Genomic DNA, 21,506 nt, shown 5'->3' with positions numbered 1-21,506 from the left:
AAACCGGAGGCGGTTGCTGCGTAAGGTGCTTACAGCACATCGATGTGCGACGGACCAGGACAAGGGGAGGGCAGCCCCGCCATGGACGACAGGGACGGCTCGTACGACAGGGAAGACAAGGAGCGGGAGAAGGACGCCAAGGAACCGCTCCGGGTGGGCGTCGCCGTGCGCAAACGGCGCCGGGCGCTCCATCTCACCCTCGCCGCCGTTTCGGCGCGCAGCGGCCTGTCGGTGCCCTTCCTGAGCCAGATAGAGAACGAGCGGGCCCGGCCCAGCATGCGGTCCCTTGAACGGGTGGCCGACGCGCTGGAGACCACGGCCGTCGAGCTGCTGGCCGCGTCCGACACCGCCCGCACCGTCGACCTGGTGCGGGCCGGGGACGACTCCGGTCTCACCCCGGTCCCGGGCGTACGCCCCCTCGTCCGCGGCCACCACCAGCTGCACGCGCTGGAATTCAGCGGGGACCAGGACGCGGGCCGCGAGTACCAGCACCGCAACGACGAGCTGATGTACGTGGTCTCGGGCGCCTGCCAGGTGGAGGCGGAGGGGCGGGCCTACCGGCTGGAGAGCGGGGACGCGCTGTTCCTGTCCGGCGGCGTGCGGCACCGCTGGCGGGCGGTCAGCGAGGACACCCGCTTCCTGGTCGTGGCGGTCGGCGAGCACATCCACGCGACCTCCGAGCCGCCCTCCCCGGGTCACTGACCGGGATGCGGGTCGTCTCGCTGGTGCCCTCGCTGACCGAGGCGGTGGCGGTGACCGCGCCCGGCCTGCTGGTCGGGGTCACCGACTGGTGCACCCATCCCGCCGGCCTGGAGGAGCGGGGTGCGGTGCGCATCGGAGGCACCAAGAACCCGGACGTGCGGCGGATCGCGGAGCTGCGCCCGGACCTGGTGATCGCCAACGAGGAGGAGAACCGCGCCCCCGACCTCGCCGCGCTGCGGGGAGCCGGCCTGGAGGTGCTGGTCACGGAGATCCGCTCGCTGCCGCAGGCACTGACCGAGCTGGACCGGGTGCTGGTGGGAGCCATGGGCCTGGCGAGGCCCGAGTGGCTGGACGAGGCCGAGGCGGCGTGGGCCGGGACGGAGCCCGTGGGCCCGCTGCGCGCGTTCGTACCGGTCTGGCGGCGCCCTTGGATGGTGCTCGGCCGCGACACCTTCCCCGGGGACCTGCTCGCGCGGCTGGGGGTGCGCAACGTGTACGCCGGCCACCCGGAGCGGTATCCGCGGATACCGGTGGCGGAGCTGGCCGCCGTCGACCGCGATCTGGTGGTGCTGCCCGACGAGCCGTACCGCTTCACGCGCGAGGACGGCCCGGAGGCGTTCCCGGGCCGTCCGGCCGCGCTCGTCGACGGCCGTGCGCTGACCTGGTACGGCCCCTCCCTGGTGCAGGCCCCGCAGGCGCTGGCCGCCGCCTTGCGCATGGCCTGCTGAGCTGCGGCTAGCGGGGGAGCAGCCGGCCGGTGCGCAGGCCGCGCAGGGTGTGGCCGGCGGCGAGCAGCCAGGCGGTGAGCAGGGCGAGGAAGAGGCCCGCGGCCAGCCAGGCGAAGGCGGTCAGGCCGGTGTGGCGGGCCAGGCCGGCGGCGCCGGTGACGCAGGTGCCGACGGGGAAGGTCAGGGCCCACCAGGTCATCGCGAAGCCCATGCCGTCCCGGGCGGCCCGGACCAGCAGCGAGGCGGCGAGAGCCAGCCACAGCAGGGCGAACCCCATCACGGGCACCCCGTAGACGACGGCGAGGGCGGCGAGCGCTCCGGCGTAGGGGGCGTCGATCGCGCGGGGGGCCGCGTCGGCGAGCTGGTTGACGGCGGTGGTGGACTGGCCGAGGGGGCCGAGGACCAGGAACAGCGTGGGGGTCAGGGCCGACGGGAGCGGCCCGCCCGTGATCAACCGGCCGAAGACGAGCGGCAGCATCACCAGGACGGCCAGCAGGCTGATGCCGAACATGGCGTAGCAGGCCAGCAGGAGCGCCTCGCGGGGCTGGCCGGCGGGCAGGTGGGGTATCAGCAGCGGGCCCACGGCGGCGGAGACCATCGGGGCCACCAGGGGAAGCAGCCAGACGGGGGTGGCCTGGGCGGCCTCGGCCCGGTGCCGCACGACCATCAGGTAGGGCACGGCGACGGCCATGACCAGGCCGACGGCGGTGCCGGCGGTGAAGAGGACCGCGTCCGCGGCGACCGCCGCGCCCTCCCCGACCAGATCCCTGCCGACGAGGAGGGTGCCGGCGCCGACCGCCAGCAGGGCCATCGCGAGGCACCCGTAGAAGGGGGCCACGGCGGGGTCGAGGAGGTGGGCGCGGGCCTGGTCGCGGTGGTGGAGCCAGTGCAGGGCGCGGGCGGTGAGGAGGACGGCGAGGGCCAGGGCGGACAGCGCCCAGACGACCTGGCAGGCCGCCCGCTGGCCGGGGGCCTGGTACGGGAGGGTCACGCCGGCGTTGGCGACGATCGCCGTGCCCATGATGGAGGCGTACCAGTTGGGGCCGAGGTGGCGGAGCGCCGGGAAGGCCTTGTGGGCCTGGGGGGTCCGGGGGGTGGCTGGACGGGGTCGTACGACGGTGGTGGCCATGGGCCCAGGCTCGCGCCGGGCGCCGCCGGGCGGCAGAGGCCCTCTCCCTATGAGGCCATAAACTGACTTTATGACTGACGAGGAGTGGGTTCCGCTGGCGCACCGGGTACCGGACCTGGGCGCGCTGGAGCTGCTGCTCGCGGTGGCCCGGGCCGGCAGCCTGAGCGGCGCAGCCAAGCGGATGGGCATCACCCAGCCCGCCGCGAGCAGCCGGATCCGCGCCATGGAGGCACGCTTGGGGGTGGCGCTGGTGGACCGCTCGCCGCGCGGTTCGACCCTGACGGCGGAGGGCGCGCTGGTCACCGACTGGGCCCGGCGGGTGGTGGAGGCCGCGGAGGCCTTCGACGCGGGTGCGCAGGCGCTGCGCGGGCGGCGGGACTCGCGGCTGCGGGTGGCCGCCAGTATGACCATCGCGGAGTACCTGCTGCCCGGTTGGCTGATCGCCCTGCGCGGGCAGCGGCCGGGGACCGCCGTGTCGCTGCACGCCGGGAACTCGGCGGTCGTCGCCGAGCGCGTGCTCGCCCACGAGGCGGACCTCGGCTTCGTGGAGGGTCTGACCGTGCCGGAGGGGCTGGACGCGGTGGTGATCGCGCAGGACCGGCTGGTGGTGGCGGTGGCCCCCGGCCACCGGTGGGCGCGGCGCTCCCGGGGAATCGAGGCGGTGGAGCTCGCGGGGACGCCGCTGATCCTGCGGGAGCGGGGGTCGGGGACGCGGCAGGTCCTGGACGCGGCCCTGGCGGACTCCGGGGGCCTCGCGGAGCCGCTGCTGGAGCTCGCCTCCACCACCGCCGTCAAGGCGGCGGCGGTGAGCGGGGCGGGGCCCTGCGTCCTGTCGGAGCTGGCGGTGGGCGACGAACTGGCGGGGCGCCGCCTGGTGGCGGTCCCGGTGGCCGGTGCCGCGCTGGACCGGGCCCTGCGTGCGGTCTGGCCCACGGGCTCCCGCCCGGCGGGCCCGGCCCGCGACCTGCTCTCCCTCACCCGCACCCCGGCCTGACCGGCGCCGTCGACTCCCCGCCGGCGGCCCGGCGGCGTGTTCGCCGCCTCGGCGGATCCGTCCGACAATGGAGGCAGTCGCATCCGAGGAGGCGCATCATGCGCAAGATGATCGACTGCCGGGAGTTCCCGAGCGAATCGAACTGCAGCCTCTTCATGGCGGGCGAGGAGGCGGAGCTGCTCCGCGCCGCGGAGGAGCACGCCGTGTCCGTGCACGGGCACACGGCGGGTCCGGAGCTGCGGGAGCAGCTCACCTCGGTCATGAGGGAGGAAACGCCTCAGCACGCCTGAACCGTCGGCAGGCCTGAGTCATCGGCGCACCCGGCTGCGCAGGTCGTCCCCCGCCGACCGGCTGCGCCGGTCCGCCCCCGCGGCCGCCGGGGGCCGGTGGGCAGGGCCGTCAGCGGGGAGCGGCCGAGGCCTCCACCAGGGAGGCCAGGACGCGGGTGTCCTTGTCGCGTTCCGGGTGCCATTGCACGCCCAGCACCCAGCGGGCGGCGTCCGGGAGTTCCACGGCCTCCACCGTGCCGTCCTCCGCGTGGGCCGAGGCGATCAGCCCCTCGCCCAGGCGGTCGACGGCCTGGTGGTGGTAGGTCGGGACCTCCGCCTCCTCCGGCACCAGCTGTGCGTACCGCGTGCCCGCGACCGGTCGGACCGGGTGCCAGGACATCACCCCCGGCGCCTCCACGTGCCCGTCGATGTGCTGGACCAGCGTGCCGCCCAGGGCCACGTTCAGCGCCTGCATGCCCCGGCAGATGCCCAGCAGGGGCTTGCCCGCCGCCAACGCCGCCCCGATCAGGGCGAGTTCCCAGTCGTCGCGCTGCGTGGCCGCGGGCCCCGTACGCGGGTCCCGTTCGGCGCCGTAGCGGGCCGGGTCCAGGTCCGGGCCGCCCGCGACCACCAGGCCGTCCACCCGGCCGAGCACCTCCGCTGCCGCCGCCGGGTCGTCCGGCGGGAGCAGGACCGCCGCGCCGCCGGCCGCCTGTACGAGCTCGTAGTAGCCCGTGGGCACCAGGGAGGCCGGGACGTCCCACACCCGGAAGCGGGTGGATTCCTCCACGTAGGTGGTGATGCCGATGAGCGGCCTGGGCACGGTGGCTACCTCCGAAAGGGGCGGGGAAGGGTCGGGTGGAGCGGTACGGGTCAGTCGCGGGTGAGCTCGGCCTCGGCCTGCGCCAGCGCCGCGAACTCCTCCTCCGGCGCGGAGGCGACGAGACGGTGGCGACTGTAGAGCGCGAAGTAGGCGAGGGCGACGGCGTACACACCCAGGGCGATGAATGCCGCGTCCTTGTCCACCAGGAAGGTGGCGACGAGTGCCGACAGGGCGAGGACGAACGCCACCGACGAGGTGGCGATGCCGCCGGGCGTACGGTACGGCCGCTCCAGGCCCGGCTCCCGCCTGCGCAGCACGATGTGGGACAGGGCCATCAGCGCGTACGAGATGGTCGCGCCGAACACCGCGATGTTGAGCATGCGCGGGCCGTTCCCCGTGGCCGCCGCCAGCGCGAAGCCGATCGCGCCGGGGATGAGCAGCCCCAGGTACGGGGCCTTGCGGCGGGAGGTCAGGGACAGGAAGCGCGGCAGGTAGCCGGCTCGGGACAGGGCGAACAGCTGGCGCGACCCGGCGTAGATGAGGGAGAAGAACGAGGCCACGAGCCCGGCCAGGCCCGCGTAGTTGACGAAGGTCTTGAGCCAGGACAGGCCGGGGTCGCCCTCCAGGGCGACGACCAGCGGGTTGCCGGCGTCCTTGATGGCATCGGCGCCGCGCGCTCCGGTCGAGGCCAGGAAGGTGATCAGCGCGAGCAGCACGAGGATGCCCATGGAGATCGACAGGGCGCGCGGCATGGAGCGCACCGGGTCCTTGGCCTCCTCGGCCGCGAGCGGTACGCCCTCGACGCCGAGGAAGAACCACATGCCGAAGGGGAAGGCGGCCCAGATGCCGAGCACCCCCAGCGGCAGCCAGGAGCCCGAGCCGAAGGCGGTGGTGTCGACCGCGATGTCGTCGAGGCGGCCGGCGTCGAAGCCGGTGAACGCGCCGGCCGCGAAGACGATCAGCGCGAGCACGGCCACCGCGGTCACGACGAGCGAGAAGCGCAGGGCCTCGCCCACGCCCCACAGGTGGATGCCGATGAACACCGCGAAGCAGGCCAGGTAGACGGGCCAGCCGGAGGTGAGGCCGAAGAGGTCCAGGGATTCGACGTAGTCGCCGATGAAGATGGCGATCGCGGCGGGCGCGAGGATGTACTCGATGAGGATCGCGGTGCCGGTGAGGAAGCCGCCCCAGGGGCCCAGGGCGCGGCGGGCGAAGCCGTAGCCGCCGCCCGCCGTCGGCAGGATCGCGGACAGCTCCGCGAGGGAGAAGACGAGGCAGGCGTACATCGCGCCCATCAGGACGGTGGCGAGGGCGAGCCCGCCGAAGCCGCCCTGGGCGAGGCCGACGTTCCAGCCGGAGAAGTCGCCGGAGACGACGTACGCGACGCCCAAGCCGGTGAGCAGCAGCCAGCCGGCGCTGCCGCGGCGCAGCGTACGGCGCTCCAGGTAGCCGTCGCCCCCGCTGCCGGAGGGGGTGGGGGATTCGGGCGCGACTGCGAGCCGTGCCTCGGTGTCGTCGGCCATGTGCACTCCTGCCTCAGGCAATGGTTGTGGGGCGTACCTTTGCGGGCGGAGAGTGGAGAGCGCAAGACCCTTGCGTTAAACAGCGGTTACGAAAGCCTCCCTCAGGCCAGGAATCCCCGCAGCAGCGCCGCCGTGCCGCAGCAGTGCTCGCGCATCACCTCGCGCGCCGCGTCCGCGTCCCGCTCCAGCACCGCCTCGACGAGCGCGCTGTGCTGCTGCTGCGAGTGCTCCAGGTTGCGCACCAGCAGGGGGATGCAGTCCAGCAGGTCGTTCACGGTGGCCCGGACGGCGGCGTACTGGGCCGTCAGGGTGGCCGAGCCGGCGAGTTCGCACAGGGTGAGGTGGAAGAGGGTGTCGCGGCGGCGGTAGTCGGTCAGCGGCGCGTCGTGCGTGGCCGCCAGCGCGCCGAGCAGCCGTTCGCCGTCCTCCTCGGACAGCCCCTGCGCCGCGCACAGGCCGGCCGCCCCCACCTCCAGGACCTCGCGGAAGCGCAGGACGTCCTCGATGTCCACGCCCACCACGCGCCGGCGGAGCTCGTCCTCGGTGCCGCCGGCCGGGGGATCGGGGCGCGGCAGCACGAACGTCCCGCCGTACCGCCCGCGCCGCGCCTCCACCAGGCCCTGGTCCTGGAGTACCTTCAGCACCTCGCGCAGGGTGACCCGGCTGATCCCCATCCGCTCCGCCAACTCGCGCTCGGGCGGAAGCCGTTCGCCGCCGGGCACCAGGCCCAGCCGGACCACCTGGAGGATCTGCTCCAGCGCCTCCTCGAAACCGTTGCCCGCCCGCACCTGTCGCAACACCGGATTCAGCCGCGCGATCGCGCCGCCTTCACTCGCCGTGCCGGTCATCTCGGCCCCTCCTCTTCCCAAGCAATGGTTCTGTTCAATACCTTAGGCCCCCTCGGCTCACCGAAGGAGAGATTCCAGTGGTAGACCGCAAGCCGCCGCTCGCGCCCGAGGAGCTTCGCGCCCTCGTCGCCAGCGGTGAGATCGACACCGTCGTCCTGGCCTTCCCCGACATGCAGGGGCGGCTCCAGGGCAAGCGGTTCGCCGCACGCTTCTTCCTCGACGAGGTCCTCGAACACGGCACCGAGGGCTGCAACTACCTCCTCGCCGTCGACACCGACATGAACACCGTCGACGGATACGAGATGTCCTCCTGGGACCGCGGCTACGGCGACTTCGCCATGCACCCCGACCTCGCCACCCTGCGCCGCCTCCCCTGGAACCCCGGCAGCGCCTTCCTCCTCGCCGACCTCGCCTGGAACGACGGCTCCCCGGTCGTGGCCGCACCCCGGCAGATCCTGCGCCGCCAGCTGGAGCGCCTCGCCGAGCACGGGTACACGGCCATGGTCGGCACCGAGCTGGAGTTCATGGTCTTCCAGGACACCTACGAGCAGGCCTGGAACGCGAACTACCGCGGCTTGACCCCCGCCAACCAGTACAACATCGACTACTCCGTCCTCGGGACCGGCCGCATCGAGCCCCTGCTGCGCCGCATCCGCAACGAGATGCAGGCCGCAGGCCTGACCGTCGAGTCGGCGAAGGGGGAGTGCAACCTCGGCCAGCACGAGATCGCCTTCCGCTACGACGAGGCCCTGACCACCTGCGACCAGCACGCCGTCTACAAGACCGGGGCGAAGGAGATCGCCTCCCAGGAAGGCGTCTCGCTCACCTTCATGGCGAAGTTCGACGAGCGCGAGGGCAACTCCTGCCACATCCACCTCTCGCTCAGCGACACCGACGGACGCAACGTGATGGCCGGAGACGGACACGGCCCGGAACACGGAATGTCACCGGTGATGCGACACTTCCTGGCCGGCCAGCTGGCCGCGCTGCGCGACTTCTCCCTTCTCTACGCCCCGAACATCAACTCGTACAAGCGTTTCCGGCCGGGCTCCTTCGCACCGACCGCCGTCGCCTGGGGCCTGGACAACCGCACCTGCGCGCTCCGGGTCGTCGGCCACGGCCGCTCCATGCGCTTCGAGAACCGCCTCCCCGGAGGTGACGTCAACCCCTACCTCGCCGTCGCCGGGCTGGTCGCGGCCGGGATCTACGGCATCGAGAACCGCCTCGAACTGCCCGAGGCCTGCGCGGGCAACGCCTACACGGCCGACTTCGCCCACGTCCCCACCACCCTGCGCGAAGCCGCCGAGCTCTGGGAGAACAGCGAGATCGCCAAATCCGCGTTCGGCCCCGAAGTGGTCGCCCACTACCGCAACATGGCCCGCGTCGAACTGGACGCCTACGACTCCGCGGTCACCGACTGGGAGCTGCGCCGCTCCTTCGAACGCCTCTGAGCACCGCCCGCCCCGGCCCCAGGCCCCCGGCCCACATCGCAACCGAACGTCTGAGAGGCACCACGTGTCCGATGCGCTGGACCCCTTCAATTTGACGGTGCTGAATCCGGCCACCGAGGAAATCGTCGCCATCGTCCCGGCCGCCACACGGGACGATGTCGATGCCGCCGTCGCCCGAGCCGCCGCGGCCCAGCGCGGCTGGGCCGCGGCGGCCCCCGCCGACCGGGCCCGGCTGCTGCGCCGGTTCGCCGCCGTGGTCGACGAGCACATCGAGGAACTGGCCCAGCTGGAGGTCCGCGAAGCCGGCCACACCATCGGCAACGCCCGCTGGGAAGCCGGCAATGTCCGCGACCTGCTCGACTTCGCCGCCGGGGGAGTGGAACGGCTCTCCGGCCGCCAGATCCCCGTCGCCGGAGGCATCGACGTCACCTTCCTCGAACCCCTCGGCGTCATCGGCGTCATCGCCCCGTGGAACTTCCCCCTGCCGATCGCCGCCTGGGGACTGGCCCCGGCGCTCGCCGCGGGCAACGCCGTCCTCCTCAAGCCCGCCGAGACCACCCCCCTCACCGCGCTGCGCCTCGCCGAACTCGCCCTCGAAGCCGGGATCCCCGAGCACCTCTTCCAGGTGCTCCCCGGCCGCGGAGCGGTCGCGGGCGACGCGCTCGTCGAACACCCCGGCGTGGCGAAGATCGTCTTCACCGGCTCCACCCGGATCGGCAAGCAGATCATGGCCAAGTGCGCCGAACGGGTGAAGCGGGTCACCCTCGAACTCGGCGGCAAGAGCCCCAACATCGTCTTCGCCGACGCCGACCTCGAAGCAGCCGCGGCCGCGGCCCCCATGGCCTACCTCGACAACACCGGCCAGGACTGCTGCGCCCGCACCCGGATCCTCGTCCAGCGGACCGCGTACGACCGCTTCCTGGAACTGCTCGCCCCGGAGATCGAAAAGGTGCGCGTCGGTGACCCGGCCGACGAGAAGACCCAGATGGGGCCGCTGATCTCCCGCGCGCAACTGGACCGCGTACGGTCGTACGTCACCGACGACCTCACCGCGATCCGCGGCACCGCCCCCGAGGGCCCCGGCTTCTGGTACCCCCCGACCCTCGTCACCGGCGTGGAACCCACCGCGCCCGTGGCGGCCGAGGAGGTATTCGGCCCGGTCGCCGTCGTCCTGCCCTTCGAGGACGAGGAGGACGCCGTACGCCTGGCCAACGCGACCGAGTACGGCCTCTCCGGCTCCCTGTGGACCCGCGACATCGGCCGCGCCCTGCGCGTCTCGCGCGCCGTCGCCGCGGGCAACCTCTCCGTCAACTCCCACAGCAGCGTGCGCTACTGGACCCCCTTCGGCGGCTACAAGCAGTCCGGCCTCGGCCGCGAGCTCGGCCCCGACGCCCTGACCGCATTCACCGAGACCAAGAACGTCTTCATCAGCACGGAGGCCTGAAGAACATGACCAGCCAGAGCACCGAAGAGATCGTCTGCCGCCGCCTGGTCGGCCGCACCGCCGTCATCACCGGAGCCGGCAGCGGAATCGGCCTCGCCGCCGCCCGGCGCCTGGCCTCCGAGGGCGCCAACGTCGTCTGCGGCGACATCGACGAGACCGCGGGCAAGGCCGCCGCCGAGGAGGTCGGCGGCACTTTCGTGAAGGTCGACGTCACCAGCCCCGAGGAGGTAGAGGCCCTCTTCAAGACCGCCTTCGACACCTACGGCTCCGTGGACGTCGCCTTCAACAACGCGGGCATCTCGCCCCCCGACGACGACTCCATCCTCACCACCGGCCTGGAGGCCTGGAAGCGCGTCCAGGACGTCAACCTCACCTCCGTCTACCTGTGCTGCAAGGCCGCCCTGCCCTACATGCAGCGCCAGGGCCGCGGCTCCATCATCAACACCGCCTCCTTCGTGGCGATCATGGGCGCCGCCACCTCCCAGATCTCCTACACCGCATCCAAGGGCGGCGTGCTCGCCATGTCCCGCGAGCTCGGCGTGCAGTTCGCCCGCGAGGGCATCCGGGTCAACGCCCTGTGCCCGGGGCCGGTCAACACCCCGCTGCTGCAGGAGCTCTTCGCGAAGGACCCGGAGCGGGCCGCCCGCCGCCTCGTCCACATCCCGCTGGGCCGGTTCGCCGAGCCCACCGAGATCGCGGCCGCCGTCGCCTTCCTCGCCAGCGACGACTCCTCCTTCATCAACGCCACCGACTTCCTGGTCGACGGCGGCATCTCCGGCGCGTACGTGACGCCCCTCTAAACCGGCTCCGCCGGCGGGCCTGCGAGCCGACCCCGCCGAGCGTTCACCCGTACTCCTCCCCCGACAGCCGGGCGTCGCACGACGCCCGGCTGTCGTGCTCCACCGTCCGCGATGATCTCCACCGGAACCAGGAGAGACCACCTCAGTGACCCGACCCACCACCGCCCGGCGGCTCCCGGCCGCAGCCGCGGCCGCCGCGCTGGCCGCCGCAGCGCTCGTCGCCACCGCGCCCGCCGCCCAGGCGGCCCGTCCGGGCGCCCCCTGCACCACCCCGGAGCTCGCGGCCGGCTGGTACGGGGACAACCAGGCCAGGCTCCAGCAGCTGATCGACCAGTACGGCGCCTGCAACCCGTACCGCCCCGACCGCACCCGGCCCGTCGCCGTCTTCGACTGGGACAACACCGTCGTCAAGAACGACGTCGGCGACGCCACCCTGTACTGGCTGCTGCGCAACGGGAAGATCCGCCAACCCGCCACCGGAGACTGGTCCACCACCAGCCGCCACCTCACCCCGGACGCCGCCCGCGCCCTCGCCGAAGCCTGCGGCGCCCTCGCCGCCCCCGGCGCCCCGCTGCCCACCGGCACCCCCGAGGGCGCCGGCTGCGCCGACGAACTCGCCGCGGTGTACGGCAGCTCCGCGACCCGCGCGGGCGCCGCCGCCTTCGCCGGATGGGACCACCGCACGACCGAACCCGCGTACGCCTGGCTGCCCCAGCTGATGCAGGGCTGGACCGCACGCGAGGTCCGCGCCTTCGCGGCCGCCGCCCGCGCGGAGAACCTCGCCGCGCCCGTCGGCACCCGGCAGCAGGTCGGCAGCGGCACCGCCACCGGCTGGGTCCGCTACTACGACCAGCAGCAGGACCTGATCAGGAGCCTCCAGCAGGCCGGCTTCGACGTCTGGATCAGCTCGGCCTCGCCCCAACCGGTCGTCGAGGTCTGGGCCAAGGGCGTCGGAATCGGGCCCGACCACGTCATCGGCATCCGCAACACCACCACCCGCGGCGGGAGGTTCACCTCCCACCTCCAGGGCTGCGGATCCGTCGAGGACGGCGCCGACACGATGATCACGTACATCGACGGCAAGCGCTGCTGGATCAACCAGGAGGTCTTCGGCGTCCGCGGCCCCGCCGCCGAAAAGGTCCAGCCCGCCGCCCGCCGCCAGGTGTTCGCCGCGGGCGACTCCGACACCGACGTCTCGTTCCTGCGGGACGCGACCGCCCTGCGGCTCGTCGTCAACCGCAACAAGGACGAACTCATGTGCCGCGCCTACGACAACAGTGACGGCAAGTGGATCGTGAACCCCATGTTCATCGAGCCGAAGAAGCAGAAGACCACGCCCTACCCGTGCGCGAGCACGGGCTACACCGACCACGACGGCACACCCGGCCCCGTCCGCCGGGGCGACACCAGCGTCATCCCCGACCAGACGGACACCGTCTTCTAGAGGAAGGTCCGGCCCTCGCCCCGGTACGTCGGCACGGAAGCGGCCACCCGGTCACCCGCCACGAGGTGCAGCACGTCGAACCGCTCGCACAGCTCACCGGCCTTGGCGTGCCGGAACCAGACCCGGTCGCCGATCAGCAGGTCGTCGGCCGGGCTGCCGAGCAGCGGCGTCTGCACCTCGCCCGCGCCCTCCTGCGGGTCGTAGCGCAGACCCGGCGGCAGATACGGCTCCGGCAGCCGGTCCGGGCCCGCCGCACCGGAGGCCGGGTAGCCCCCGCCGAGCACCGTGACCACCCCCACCCCCGGCCGCCGGACCACCGGCTGCGCGAAGAGCGCCGCCGGACGGCCGCGGAACGAGGTGTAGTTGTCGAACAGCCGCGGTACGTACAGCCCCGACCCGGCGGCGATCTCGGTGACCGCCTCCTCTGCGGCGGTCTGCTGGACGCTGCCGGTGCCGCCGCCGTTGACGAACTCCAGGTCCGGCACCACCGCCCGCACGGCCCGTACGGTCTCGGCGCGACGGGCCGCGAGCTCCTTGCGGGCCGCGCCCTGCATGAGCCGGATGGCCCGGGACCGCAGCGGCCGTCCGGCCAGCGCGTCCCCGACCCCGGCGACATGGCCCTCGTACCCCATGAGCCCCACCACCCGGAATCCCGGGCGGGCCGCGACCGCACGGGCGAGCTCCGCGAGCTGGGCCGGCTCCCGCAGCGGCGAACGCCGGGCGCCCACGCGGATCCTGCCGCCGAGCAGGTGCAGCGCGGTGTCCAACTCCAGGCAGACCCGGATCTCCTGGGACCCGCCGTCCCGGGCCCGGTCGATCAGCTCCAGCTGCGCGAGGTCGTCCACCATGACCGTGACGGCGGCGGCCAGCTTCGGATCACCCGCGAGTTCGGCGAAGCCGGCGCGGTAGGCGGAGGGATAGGCCAGCAGGACGTCCTCGAACCCGGACCTGGCCAGCCAGACCGACTCCGCGAGGGTGTACGACATGATCCCGGCGAATCCGGGCCTTGCCAGGACCCGTTCGAGGAGCGCCCGGCAGCGCACCGACTTGCTGGCGACCCGCACCGGCTTGCCCGCGGCGCGGCGGACGAGGTCGTCGGCGTTGGCGTCGAACGCGTCGAGGTCCACGATGGCCAGGGGGGCGTCGAGATGCGCGGTGGCCCGGTCGTACCGGGCCCGGTCCCCGTGAAGATTCATGCGGCGCAGCTTGCCACGGCGCATTACCCCTGGGTAGCCCCCGGCCCCCCGCGCCTCGAACGCCGGCGGGGCCCGTGGCTTTGCCGGGTCATGGGCGGCGCCGTCGCGGGGCCAGCCCCCCCGCACCCCCCGCGCCTCAAACGCCGGCGAGGCTGGATTTGGTGGGTCCGTGTCGCGTAGCGGGGCCGGTGACGGGGGCGGGGTGGGGTGTCGTCCGGAGCTCATGATTCATGGCGCCTGAGCGGGGTCATGGAGATGATCCGGATCCCGCGCCAACAAATCACGTTCTACGCCCCGGTCAACACCCCACCCCCACCCCCGGCTGGCCGTCGCAGCCCTCCCCCTGGGGCCGGGAGATCGCCAGGTGGGGCGGGGACACTGGGGTGGTGAGTCGAGGACGAGCGGTCACCGCCGGGTCAGGCCGTGATTCGGCCGCACCGCCCCACCAAGGGCCGGTCCCGTCGAGGGGCACCCCGCCGGCGCGGAGCCCGCCCGGGCAGGGCGGCTCGCCCAGCACCCACCGGCCCGTCAGGGCCAGTCCGCGGCTCACCGATGCCGAGCCCGCCCGAGGGATCGACGGCGGCCGGGGCGCGCGGCCGGTTCGGGTGGCCGGAAGGCGCGTAGAGTGGCCGGAGGCAGCCGTACGGAACGGGGGGCGGAGCCGCCGGATGACCACGTCGACACCGCATGCGGTCCTGGCCGGGTCCGGCCCGGAGCCCGCCCCCGAGCACCACCCACCTCGGCACCGCCGTCCCACCCCCGCCCCCCTCTGCGCCCTCCTCGGCCTCGTCCTCCTCTGCGGGGCCGCCCTCACCGCCTGGGCCGACCACCGCGCCGCCCACCGCCCCCCGACGGCCGAGGCCGTCTACCGCCGCGCCGGCTCCCTCTGGCGGGCCACCCCCGTCGACACCCTCTTCCCGCCCGTCCTCGCCGGCCCCGGCGCCGGCCCCGGCGGGGCCGACCGCAGCTGGACCCGCGTCGCCCTGGCCCCCGACGCCGAGTGCGGCCCGGCGCTGGCCCCGGCCTGGCAGGCGGCCCTGGTCCCCACCGGCTGCACCCGCGTCCTGCGCGCCACCTACACCGACGCCACCCGCAGCTCCCTCGTCACCGTCGGGATGGTGTTCACCCCCGCCGACGCCCCCGCCATGGCCGCCCTCGGCGGCCACTTCACCGCGCCCCCCGGCTACGGCTTCGCGGACGGCCGGCGCGCCGCCTGGACCGCCTCCGTGCTCCCCGAGGGCCCGATCGTCCTCTACACCGTCTCCGCCTTCACCGACGGCCGCCCCGTGGACGCCCCGCGCCCCGCCGAGGAAGCCATGCGCAAGGACGCCACCGGAGCCGTCGCCCAGGCGGGCCTCGGCCACGAGGCCAAGGCCGTCGCCGCGGCCATGGAGCGCACCCTCCAGACCCTCACGGCCCCCGCCACCCCGGAGCCCGCCCGGTGACCACGGCCCGCACCCGTACCCGTACCCGCACCGGCGCCCTCACCTCCCTCACCACCGTCACCGCCCTCGCAGCCCTCTTCGTCGGCACCGCCGCGCCCCCCGCCTGCGCCGACGCCATACGAGACCGCCAGTGGGGCCTGACGGCCCTGCGCGCGGAGGAGGCCTGGGGCACCACCCAGGGCGACGGGGTGACCGTCGCCGTCCTCGACACCGGTGTCGACTCCACCCACCCCGACCTCGCGGGACAGGTCCTCGAAGGCGCCGATCTGATCGGCATGGGCGCCGGCCGCGGCGACCGCTCCTGGGCCCGGCACGGCACCGCCATGGCCGGGATCATCGCCGGACACGGCCACGGCCCGAGCCGCGGCCAAGGCGTCCTCGGCATCGCACCCCAGGTCAAGATCCTCCCGGTCCGGGTGATCCTGGAGGAGGGCGACCCGGGCCGGGCCAAGGCCCGCGAAACCAAGGGCGGCGCCCTCGCCGAAGGCATCCGCTGGGCCGCCGACCACGGCGCGAACGTGATCAACCTCTCCCTCGGCGACGACAGCGACTCCGCCCACCACGAGGCCGCCGAGGACGAGGCGGTCCAGTACGCCCTCGCCAAGGGCGTGGTGGTCGTCGCCTCGGCCGGCAACGGCGGCCGCCAGGGCGACCACGCCTCCTACCCGGCCGCGTACCCCGGCGTCATCGCCGTCACCGCCGTGGACCGCGCCGGCCGGAAGGCGCCCTTCTCGACCCGCAGCTGGTACGCCACCGTCAGCGCCCCCGGCGTCGACGTGGTCATCGCCGACCCCGACCGCTCCTACTACGAGGGCTGGGGCACAAGCGCCGCTGCGGCCTTCGTCTCCGGCGCCGTGGCCCTCGTCAAGGCCGCCCACCCGGACCTGTCCCCGGCCCAGATCAAGAAGCTGCTGGAGGACACCGCCTCGGGCGCCCCGCCCGGCGGCCGGGACGACTCCCGCGGCCACGGCCTGGTGGACCCCGTCGCCGCCCTCCAGACGGCCGAGGAACTGCGCCCCGAGCCGCCCGTCCCCACCCCGGTCGGGGCGGGGTCGCCCTACTTCGGCCCCGGCCCTGAGCCGGCGGCCGCGCCCGGGCCCGGCCACCGCCTCGCCATCACCGCGGCCGCTGTGGCGGGCGCGGCCCTGCTGGTGCTGGCCGCCGTACTGGCACGGCGCCCGCGGGGCTTCCACCGGGGGCGGGATACAGTCGGGTAACTGTGGCGAACAAAAGCATTCCCGACCCCGGCTTCTCCGACGACGACGGCTCCGCCGATCCCCGGCTGAGCGCGGCCCTGGCCGCCTGGTCGCAGGACAGAGCGAAGGAGCCGGAGGTACTGGCCGCGCTCAAGGACGCCCGCCTGCTGGTCCCGGTCGTCGCCGTCCTCGGCGAGGTCGAGACGGACCCGGCCACCGGGCTGAAGCAGGAGAAGACCAGCGACATGGCCGTCCCGACCCTGCGGGCGGGGGACCGGCGGGCGCTGCCGGCCTTCACCTCGACCGCCTCGCTGGCCCTCTGGGATCCGGCCGCCCGGCCCGTGGCCGTCCCCCTGCACCAGGCGCTGGCCGCCGCCGCGCACGAGAAGGCCGACACCCTCGTCCTGGACCTGGCAGGCCCGGTCACCTACCAGCTCACCGGCTCCGCCCTGCTCGCGCTGGCCGAGGGCCGGACCGACGCCGACCCGCTCGCCGACCCCGCGGTGCGGGAGGCCGTACGGGCCGCCGTGTCCGCGGAGCCCGCCGTGCTCCGCGCCCACCTGGGCCCCGGCGGGGCGGATGCCGACGGCACCCTGGCGATCGTGTTGGCCGCGGACGCGCAGGCCCCCGAGGCGGCCCGCCGGGTCGCGCAGGCACTGGCCGGCGACGAGACGCTGCGGGCCCGGCTGGTGCGCGGGCTGGACCTGGCGCTGCTCCCGGCGGCGGCCCCGGCCCCGCCCGGCGAGCCGCTCTTCTCCCGCTGAGGCGGCGTACCCGCACAGGGGCCGGGCGCAGGGGCCGGACGGACGAGGGGCCGGTCACACGCAGAGGGGCCGGGGCACAAGCCCCGGCCCCTCTGCTCCGGCCTGGTTCTCGGGCCCGCTCCGCCCGCGGGCGGCGACGGCTCAGCCGAAGACGGGCCCCGTGAACTTCTCGCCCGGCCCCTGCCCGGGCTCGTCCGGGACGAGGGAGGCCTCGCGGAAGGCCAGCTGCAGCGACTTCAGGCCGTCGCGCAGCGGGGCCGCGTGGAAGGAGCTGATCTCGGTGGCGCTCGCCGTGACCAGGCCCGCGAGGGCGGTGATCAGCTTGCGGGCCTCGTCGAGGTCCTTGTGCTCGGAGTCCGGCTTGTCCAGGCCCAGGTTGACCGCCGCGGCGCTCAGCAGGTGCACGGCCACCGTGGTGATCACCTCGACGGCGGGCACGTCCGCGATGTCGCGGGTCATGGCGTCGTAGTCGGGGGCCTGGTCGGCCTCGGCGGCGGGGGTGGGGGTCGCGTCAGTCATGCCTCACACGATAAGCCGGTCGGCGCCGGTCGCCGACCGGGCACCGGATGAGCGGACCCGGCGCGGAATGCTATATTGGGCTGACGACCGGCCGGAGACGCATGTCACCGGCCCACAAGTGGAGGCTCCGCTCTCCCACCTGACCGTCCTCCGGGGCGGCGGGTCACCGGTCAGGCGGCATCCATCGTTCCGTACGGACGATGGAAAGCTGCCCGAGTCTGCGCCCCGCGGTTCACACGCGTCGGTGCTCCGGTTGTTTTGGAGCCCCCACCTGTGCCCGGCGGGGCCTTTTCGTGTTCCGCCGCGGTTGGTCTGACGACAAATGACGTCAGCGGCTGTCTGCCAGGCAGTCGTGTGGTGCTACCGAGGAGGATCCATCAGCACCGAGCCCCGCATCAACGATCGGATTCGTGTCCCTGAGGTGCGACTCGTCGGTCCCAGCGGCGAACAGGTGGGCATCGTCCCGCTTGCGAAGGCGCTTGAGCTCGCGCAGGAGTACGACCTGGACCTGGTCGAGGTCGCGGCGTCTGCACGCCCGCCGGTCTGCAAGCTCATGGACTACGGCAAGTTCAAGTACGAGTCGGCCATGAAGGCCCGTGAGGCGCGCAAGAACCAGGCGCACACGGTCATCAAGGAAATGAAGCTCCGGCCGAAGATCGACCCGCACGACTATGACACCAAGAAGGGTCACGTCGTTCGGTTCCTCAAGCAGGGCGACAAGGTCAAGATCACGATCATGTTCCGTGGTCGCGAGCAGTCCCGGCCGGAACTCGGCTACCGACTGCTGCAGCGTCTGGCTTCGGACGTCGAGGACCTCGGGTTCATCGAGTCGAACCCGAAGCAGGACGGCCGAAACATGATCATGGTCCTCGGTCCGCACAAGAAGAAGACCGAGGCGATGGCCGAAGCCCGCGAGGCGCAGGCCGCCCGCAAGGCCGAGCGCCAGGGTGTCGCCGCCGACGAGGCTCCCGCGCAGGAAGCCGCCGTCGAGGAGGGCACCGAGGTCGCCTCCGCCGAGGACACCGAGGCCGCCTCTCCCGAGGCACCCGCCGAGGCCTGATCCGAGGCCTGATCCGGGCCAGCCTGTCCCGGATCACCGACACAACATGACGCTCCCGCAAGCCGGTCCGACCGGACCGGTGGGAGCGCCACCGACGAGGAGATAACGGCGCTATGCCGAAGAACAAGACGCACAGCGGTACCAAGAAGCGCTTCAAGATCACCGGCTCCGGCAAGGTGCTCCGCGAGCGTGCCGGTAAGCGCCACCTGCTCGAGCACAAGTCGTCCAAGCTGACGCGTCGCCTCACCGGCAACGCCGAGATGGCCCCGGGCGACGCCGCGAAGATCAAGAAGCTTCTCGGCATCTGACGTCTCCGCTCCCTGCCGGGAGCGGGACGCCAAGACCGGGACCCCATCGAATTTCGGGCCGCGTGAACACACCCGCGGCCCCGCTACAAGGAGTTAAAAAGTGGCACGCGTCAAGCGGGCAGTAAACGCCCACAAGAAGCGCCGGGCGATCCTCGAAGCGGCCTCCGGCTACCGCGGTCAGCGTTCGCGCCTGTACCGCAAGGCCAAGGAGCAGGTCACCCACTCGCTGGTCTACAACTTCAACGACCGCAAGAAGCGCAAGGGCGACTTCCGTCAGCTGTGGATCCAGCGCATCAACGCTGCTGCCCGCCAGAACGGCATGACGTACAACCGCCTCATCCAGGGTCTGAAGGCCGCCAACATCGAGGTGGACCGCAAGATCCTCGCGGAGCTGGCCGTCAACGACGCCAACGCGTTCGCCGCGCTCGTCGAGGTCGCGCAGAAGGCGCTTCCGGCCGACGTGAACGCCCCGAAGGCCCCCGCCGCCGCCTAAGCGTCACGCTTCGCGCAGCAAGCCTCCACTGGCTTCAGCCCGGACCCGCAGGCCCTGTGCCTGCGGGTCCGGTGCGTTGACGACCAGGTCGACGGCCGGGCCGCCGACCCGTCGAGGGTCGCCGACGCCCCACCCGTCTCCACCCGTCCCACCCCTGTCTCCACCCGCAGTACGTACGGAAGCGAGCCGACCGCCATGGGTACCCCCGCCCCCGCCGAGCTGATCTCACCCCGGTCCCCGAGGGTGGCCGCCGCCAGGCGGCTCGCGCGGCGCAACTTCCGCACCAAGGAGCGCCGGTTCATCGCCGAGGGCCCCCAGGCCGTCCGCGAGGCCGTCGAGCACCGCGGAGCCGCGGGCGCGACCCTGATCGAGCTGTTCGCCACGGTCGAGGCCGCCGAGCGCCACACCGGGATCATCGATGCCGCGCTGGCCGCCGGAGCCCGCGTGCACTACGCCTCCGACGAGGTGCTCGCCGAGGTCTCCCAGACCGTCACCCCGCAGGGGCTGGTCGGCGTCTGCCACTTCCTCGACTCGCCCTTCGAGGAGATCCTGAAGGCGCGGCCCAAGCTCGTCGCCGTCCTCGCTCACGTCCGCGACCCGGGGAACGCCGGCACCGTGCTGCGCTGCGCGGACGCCGCGGGCGCCGACGCGGTCGTCCTGACCGACGCCTCCGTGGACCTGTACAACCCCAAGTCCGTCCGCGCCTCGGTGGGCTCCCTCTTCCACCTGCCCGTCGCCGTGGGCGTGCCCGTGGAGCAGGCCGTCGCGGGCCTGCGGGCCGCCGGCGTGCGGATCCTCGCCGCGGACGGGGCCGGCACGGACGACCTCGACGCCGAGCTGGACGCGGGCACCATGGGCGGCCCCTCGGCCTGGGTGTTCGGCAACGAGGCCTGGGGCCTGCCCGAGGAGACGCGGGCGCTCGCCGACGCCGTCGTACGGGTCCCGATCCACGGCAAGGCGGAGAGCCTGAACCTCGCCACGGCCGCCGCGGTGTGCCTGTATGCGTCCGCGCGTGCACAGCGGGCGTCCGGAGGGTGCCGCTCCGTGACCCCCAGCTAGTAATGTGGCGGCGCGGGGGCCCACTGCGCTACTCGGAGATGTGGGGTACTGGGACATGACCGTCGGGACGAACAGCTCGCCAGGGGCCGCGAAGGCGGCCGGGACACCCACCCTGGCGGCCGTGCCCCCGCAGACCGCGGGCCGCGCCGGCCAGGGCACCGGGCCCGCGGACTTCACCGGCCTCGGGATCGACCCCGACGACCTGCCCGACGGGCTCGTCGTCGCCGACCACACCGGCCGGGTGATCTGCTTCAACTCCGCCGCCGCCCGGATCACCGCCCTGGCCCCGGCCGAGGCGCTCGGCGCCCGGATCGAGCGGGCGCTGCCCCTGGAGGACCTCGACGGCCGTCGCTGGTGGACGCTGACCGACCCGTACGGAGGCCTGGCCACCCGTCGCGGACAGCCCGAGCGGAACCTGCTCCTGCCCGGCGGCCGCGAGGTGCTGGTCTCCGCCCGGTACGTGCGCACCCACCCCACCGGCCCGCTGCGCCGCCTCGTGGTCACCCTGCGGGGCACCGAGGCCCGGCGGCGCACCGAGCGCAGCCACGCGGAGCTGATCGCCACCGTCGCGCACGAGCTGCGCTCGCCGCTCACCTCGGTCAAGGGGTTCACGGCTACCCTGCTGGCCAAGTGGGAGCGGTTCACCGACGACCAGAAGCGCCTGATGCTGGAGACCGTCGACGCGGACGCGAACCGGGTCACCCGGCTGATCGCCGAACTCCTCGACATCTCCCGGATCGACTCCGGGCGCCTCGAAGTGCGCCGCCAGCCCGTGGACATCGCCACCGCCGTGGGCCGCCACGTCCAGGCGCTCACCGCGAACGGCCAGGCCCCCGACCGGTTCCTCGTACGGGTGAGCCGCTCGCTCCCCGATCTGTGGGCCGATCCGGACAAGATCGACCAGATCCTCGGCAACCTCCTCGAAAATGCGGTGCGGCACGGCGAGGGAACGGTCACCATCGACGTATCGCCGACCAGCCTGACGAACGCAGCGGGCAAGACCGAGAAGGGAACCGCCGTCACCGTGACCGATGAGGGCCCCGGGATCCCCGAGGAGTCGATGGGCCGCGTCTTCACCCGCTTCTGGCGGGGCAGCAAGCGCGGCGGCACCGGCCTGGGCCTGTACATCGTCAAGGGCATCGTGGAGGCCCACGGCGGCACCATCACGGTCGGCCGCGGCCCCGGCGGCGGCGCCGAGTTCCGATTTATCCTGCCCGTCGGCGCGCCGGCGTACCTCACGCAGTAACCCTGCGGAGCGTCTCGCCAGGCGGCCCACGGGCTCCTTCACCCCCGGCGACCTTTAGACTCGTC

General features: G+C 73.6%; 22 protein-coding genes. 16 read left to right on the top strand and 6 right to left on the bottom strand.

Annotated elements, in window-relative coordinates:
• Positions 1–81: 81 nt before the first annotated feature.
• Together AC0666_RS22765 and AC0666_RS22760 are read left to right on the top strand one after the other, a co-directional pair.
• A complete protein-coding gene (locus AC0666_RS22765) occupies positions 82–702 on the top strand; it encodes a helix-turn-helix domain-containing protein (protein WP_361723448.1) in 621 nt (206 codons plus the stop codon).
• A gap of 5 nt (positions 703–707) precedes the next feature.
• Positions 708–1,430: a helical backbone metal receptor gene (locus AC0666_RS22760; RefSeq protein ID WP_478708185.1), complete on the top strand. Its 723-nt coding sequence runs from the start codon at positions 708–710 to the stop codon at positions 1,428–1,430.
• Between the two features lie 7 nt (positions 1,431–1,437).
• Here AC0666_RS22760 and AC0666_RS22755 read toward each other — a convergent pair whose 3' ends face one another.
• A complete protein-coding gene (locus AC0666_RS22755; RefSeq protein ID WP_468970629.1) occupies positions 1,438–2,559 on the bottom strand; it encodes a TDT family transporter in 1,122 nt (373 codons plus the stop codon).
• Between the two features lie 70 nt (positions 2,560–2,629).
• Here AC0666_RS22755 and AC0666_RS22750 point away from each other — a divergent pair, with 70 nt between their 5' ends.
• Complete coding sequence (locus AC0666_RS22750; RefSeq protein ID WP_468970632.1) at positions 2,630–3,553, top strand: LysR family transcriptional regulator; 924 nt, start codon at positions 2,630–2,632, stop codon at positions 3,551–3,553.
• A 98-nt stretch (positions 3,554–3,651) separates the two neighbouring features.
• On the top strand, positions 3,652–3,843 hold the full coding sequence (locus AC0666_RS22745) for a DUF1059 domain-containing protein (protein WP_468970634.1): 192 nt from the start codon (positions 3,652–3,654) through the stop codon (positions 3,841–3,843).
• Positions 3,844–3,952: 109 nt separating this feature from the next.
• Here AC0666_RS22745 and AC0666_RS22740 read toward each other — a convergent pair whose 3' ends face one another.
• The 3 genes from AC0666_RS22740 to AC0666_RS22730 form a co-directional block, all read right to left on the bottom strand.
• The gene (locus tag AC0666_RS22740; RefSeq protein WP_468970637.1) at positions 3,953–4,645 is read right to left on the bottom strand and encodes a gamma-glutamyl-gamma-aminobutyrate hydrolase family protein; all 693 of its coding nucleotides are present in this window, start codon (positions 4,643–4,645) and stop codon (positions 3,953–3,955) included.
• A 50-nt stretch (positions 4,646–4,695) separates the two neighbouring features.
• Complete coding sequence (gene eat / locus AC0666_RS22735) at positions 4,696–6,168, bottom strand: ethanolamine permease (protein WP_468970640.1); 1,473 nt, start codon at positions 6,166–6,168, stop codon at positions 4,696–4,698.
• Between the two features lie 101 nt (positions 6,169–6,269).
• Positions 6,270–7,016: a FadR/GntR family transcriptional regulator gene (locus AC0666_RS22730; RefSeq protein ID WP_361723469.1), complete on the bottom strand. Its 747-nt coding sequence runs from the start codon at positions 7,014–7,016 to the stop codon at positions 6,270–6,272.
• Positions 7,017–7,093: 77 nt separating this feature from the next.
• On the opposite strand from AC0666_RS22730, the gene AC0666_RS22725 reads away from it, so the two are divergent.
• The 4 genes from AC0666_RS22725 (at position 7,094) to AC0666_RS22710 (ending at position 12,155) form a co-directional block, all read left to right on the top strand.
• The gene (locus AC0666_RS22725) at positions 7,094–8,467 is read left to right on the top strand and encodes a glutamine synthetase family protein (protein WP_468970643.1); all 1,374 of its coding nucleotides are present in this window, start codon (positions 7,094–7,096) and stop codon (positions 8,465–8,467) included.
• Positions 8,468–8,531: 64 nt separating this feature from the next.
• The gene (locus tag AC0666_RS22720) at positions 8,532–9,911 is read left to right on the top strand and encodes an aldehyde dehydrogenase family protein (RefSeq protein ID WP_478708184.1); all 1,380 of its coding nucleotides are present in this window, start codon (positions 8,532–8,534) and stop codon (positions 9,909–9,911) included.
• A gap of 5 nt (positions 9,912–9,916) precedes the next feature.
• The gene (locus AC0666_RS22715; RefSeq protein ID WP_468583790.1) at positions 9,917–10,711 is read left to right on the top strand and encodes a 3-oxoacyl-ACP reductase; all 795 of its coding nucleotides are present in this window, start codon (positions 9,917–9,919) and stop codon (positions 10,709–10,711) included.
• Between the two features lie 145 nt (positions 10,712–10,856).
• A complete protein-coding gene (locus tag AC0666_RS22710) occupies positions 10,857–12,155 on the top strand; it encodes a haloacid dehalogenase-like hydrolase (RefSeq protein WP_468970648.1) in 1,299 nt (432 codons plus the stop codon).
• Here the strand turns inward: AC0666_RS22710 and AC0666_RS22705 are convergent.
• Positions 12,152–13,351, bottom strand: coding sequence for an amino acid deaminase/aldolase (locus AC0666_RS22705; RefSeq protein WP_478708183.1), 1,200 nt, complete (start codon positions 13,349–13,351; stop codon positions 12,152–12,154). The two genes, AC0666_RS22710 and AC0666_RS22705, sit on opposite strands and share 4 nt — an antisense overlap.
• Before the next feature lie 668 nt (positions 13,352–14,019).
• Between AC0666_RS22705 and AC0666_RS22700 the strand changes: the two genes are divergently transcribed.
• From AC0666_RS22700 to AC0666_RS22690, 3 genes are read left to right on the top strand one after another with little or no spacing between them, the layout of a single operon-like run.
• Positions 14,020–14,796 (top strand): hypothetical protein, encoded by a 777-nt coding sequence (locus AC0666_RS22700; protein ID WP_468970653.1) that lies wholly within the window; start codon positions 14,020–14,022, stop codon positions 14,794–14,796.
• Complete coding sequence (gene mycP, locus AC0666_RS22695) at positions 14,793–16,013, top strand: type VII secretion-associated serine protease mycosin (RefSeq protein ID WP_478708182.1); 1,221 nt, start codon at positions 14,793–14,795, stop codon at positions 16,011–16,013. The genes AC0666_RS22700 and mycP overlap by 4 nt, the downstream gene beginning before the upstream one ends.
• Before the next feature lie 2 nt (positions 16,014–16,015).
• On the top strand, positions 16,016–16,756 hold the full coding sequence (locus AC0666_RS22690; protein ID WP_468583785.1) for an SseB family protein: 741 nt from the start codon (positions 16,016–16,018) through the stop codon (positions 16,754–16,756).
• Positions 16,757–16,897: 141 nt separating this feature from the next.
• Here the strand turns inward: AC0666_RS22690 and AC0666_RS22685 are convergent, their stop codons facing one another.
• On the bottom strand, positions 16,898–17,275 hold the full coding sequence (locus AC0666_RS22685) for a DUF1844 domain-containing protein (protein ID WP_361723908.1): 378 nt from the start codon (positions 17,273–17,275) through the stop codon (positions 16,898–16,900).
• A 352-nt stretch (positions 17,276–17,627) separates the two neighbouring features.
• Between AC0666_RS22685 and infC the strand changes: the two genes are divergently transcribed.
• From infC to AC0666_RS22660, 5 genes are all read left to right on the top strand, one after another.
• The gene (infC, locus tag AC0666_RS22680; protein ID WP_468583843.1) at positions 17,628–18,335 is read left to right on the top strand and encodes a translation initiation factor IF-3; all 708 of its coding nucleotides are present in this window, start codon (positions 17,628–17,630) and stop codon (positions 18,333–18,335) included.
• Between the two features lie 113 nt (positions 18,336–18,448).
• On the top strand, positions 18,449–18,643 hold the full coding sequence (rpmI, locus tag AC0666_RS22675; protein ID WP_361723905.1) for a 50S ribosomal protein L35: 195 nt from the start codon (positions 18,449–18,451) through the stop codon (positions 18,641–18,643).
• Between the two features lie 100 nt (positions 18,644–18,743).
• Positions 18,744–19,136, top strand: coding sequence for a 50S ribosomal protein L20 (gene rplT / locus AC0666_RS22670; RefSeq protein WP_008741875.1), 393 nt, complete (start codon positions 18,744–18,746; stop codon positions 19,134–19,136).
• A gap of 195 nt (positions 19,137–19,331) precedes the next feature.
• Positions 19,332–20,195, top strand: coding sequence for a TrmH family RNA methyltransferase (locus AC0666_RS22665; RefSeq protein WP_468970660.1), 864 nt, complete (start codon positions 19,332–19,334; stop codon positions 20,193–20,195).
• Between the two features lie 55 nt (positions 20,196–20,250).
• Positions 20,251–21,441: a sensor histidine kinase gene (locus tag AC0666_RS22660; RefSeq protein ID WP_478708181.1), complete on the top strand. Its 1,191-nt coding sequence runs from the start codon at positions 20,251–20,253 to the stop codon at positions 21,439–21,441.
• The last annotated feature ends 65 nt before the right edge of the window (positions 21,442–21,506 follow it).

Source organism: Streptomyces sp. NPDC043680, assembly GCF_056436685.1.
The sequence above is the reverse complement of the archived record's forward strand: the minus strand, read 5'-3'. Positions and strand labels throughout refer to the sequence as shown.

Coding starts and splice junctions, on each gene's coding strand:
- AC0666_RS22685 (WP_361723908.1), bottom strand. CDS start 17,275: ATGACTGACGCGACCCCCACCCCCGCCGCCGAGGCCGACCAGGCCCCC.
- AC0666_RS22660 (WP_478708181.1), top strand. CDS start 20,251: ATGACCGTCGGGACGAACAGCTCGCCAGGGGCCGCGAAGGCGGCCGGG.
- eat (WP_468970640.1), bottom strand. CDS start 6,168: ATGGCCGACGACACCGAGGCACGGCTCGCAGTCGCGCCCGAATCCCCC.
- AC0666_RS22755 (WP_468970629.1), bottom strand. CDS start 2,559: ATGGCCACCACCGTCGTACGACCCCGTCCAGCCACCCCCCGGACCCCC.
- AC0666_RS22665 (WP_468970660.1), top strand. CDS start 19,332: ATGGGTACCCCCGCCCCCGCCGAGCTGATCTCACCCCGGTCCCCGAGG.
- AC0666_RS22765 (WP_361723448.1), top strand. CDS start 82: ATGGACGACAGGGACGGCTCGTACGACAGGGAAGACAAGGAGCGGGAG.
- AC0666_RS22750 (WP_468970632.1), top strand. CDS start 2,630: ATGACTGACGAGGAGTGGGTTCCGCTGGCGCACCGGGTACCGGACCTG.
- AC0666_RS22715 (WP_468583790.1), top strand. CDS start 9,917: ATGACCAGCCAGAGCACCGAAGAGATCGTCTGCCGCCGCCTGGTCGGC.
- rpmI (WP_361723905.1), top strand. CDS start 18,449: ATGCCGAAGAACAAGACGCACAGCGGTACCAAGAAGCGCTTCAAGATC.
- AC0666_RS22760 (WP_478708185.1), top strand. CDS start 708: ATGCGGGTCGTCTCGCTGGTGCCCTCGCTGACCGAGGCGGTGGCGGTG.
- AC0666_RS22730 (WP_361723469.1), bottom strand. CDS start 7,016: ATGACCGGCACGGCGAGTGAAGGCGGCGCGATCGCGCGGCTGAATCCG.
- AC0666_RS22700 (WP_468970653.1), top strand. CDS start 14,020: ATGACCACGTCGACACCGCATGCGGTCCTGGCCGGGTCCGGCCCGGAG.
- AC0666_RS22705 (WP_478708183.1), bottom strand. CDS start 13,351: ATGAATCTTCACGGGGACCGGGCCCGGTACGACCGGGCCACCGCGCAT.
- AC0666_RS22745 (WP_468970634.1), top strand. CDS start 3,652: ATGCGCAAGATGATCGACTGCCGGGAGTTCCCGAGCGAATCGAACTGC.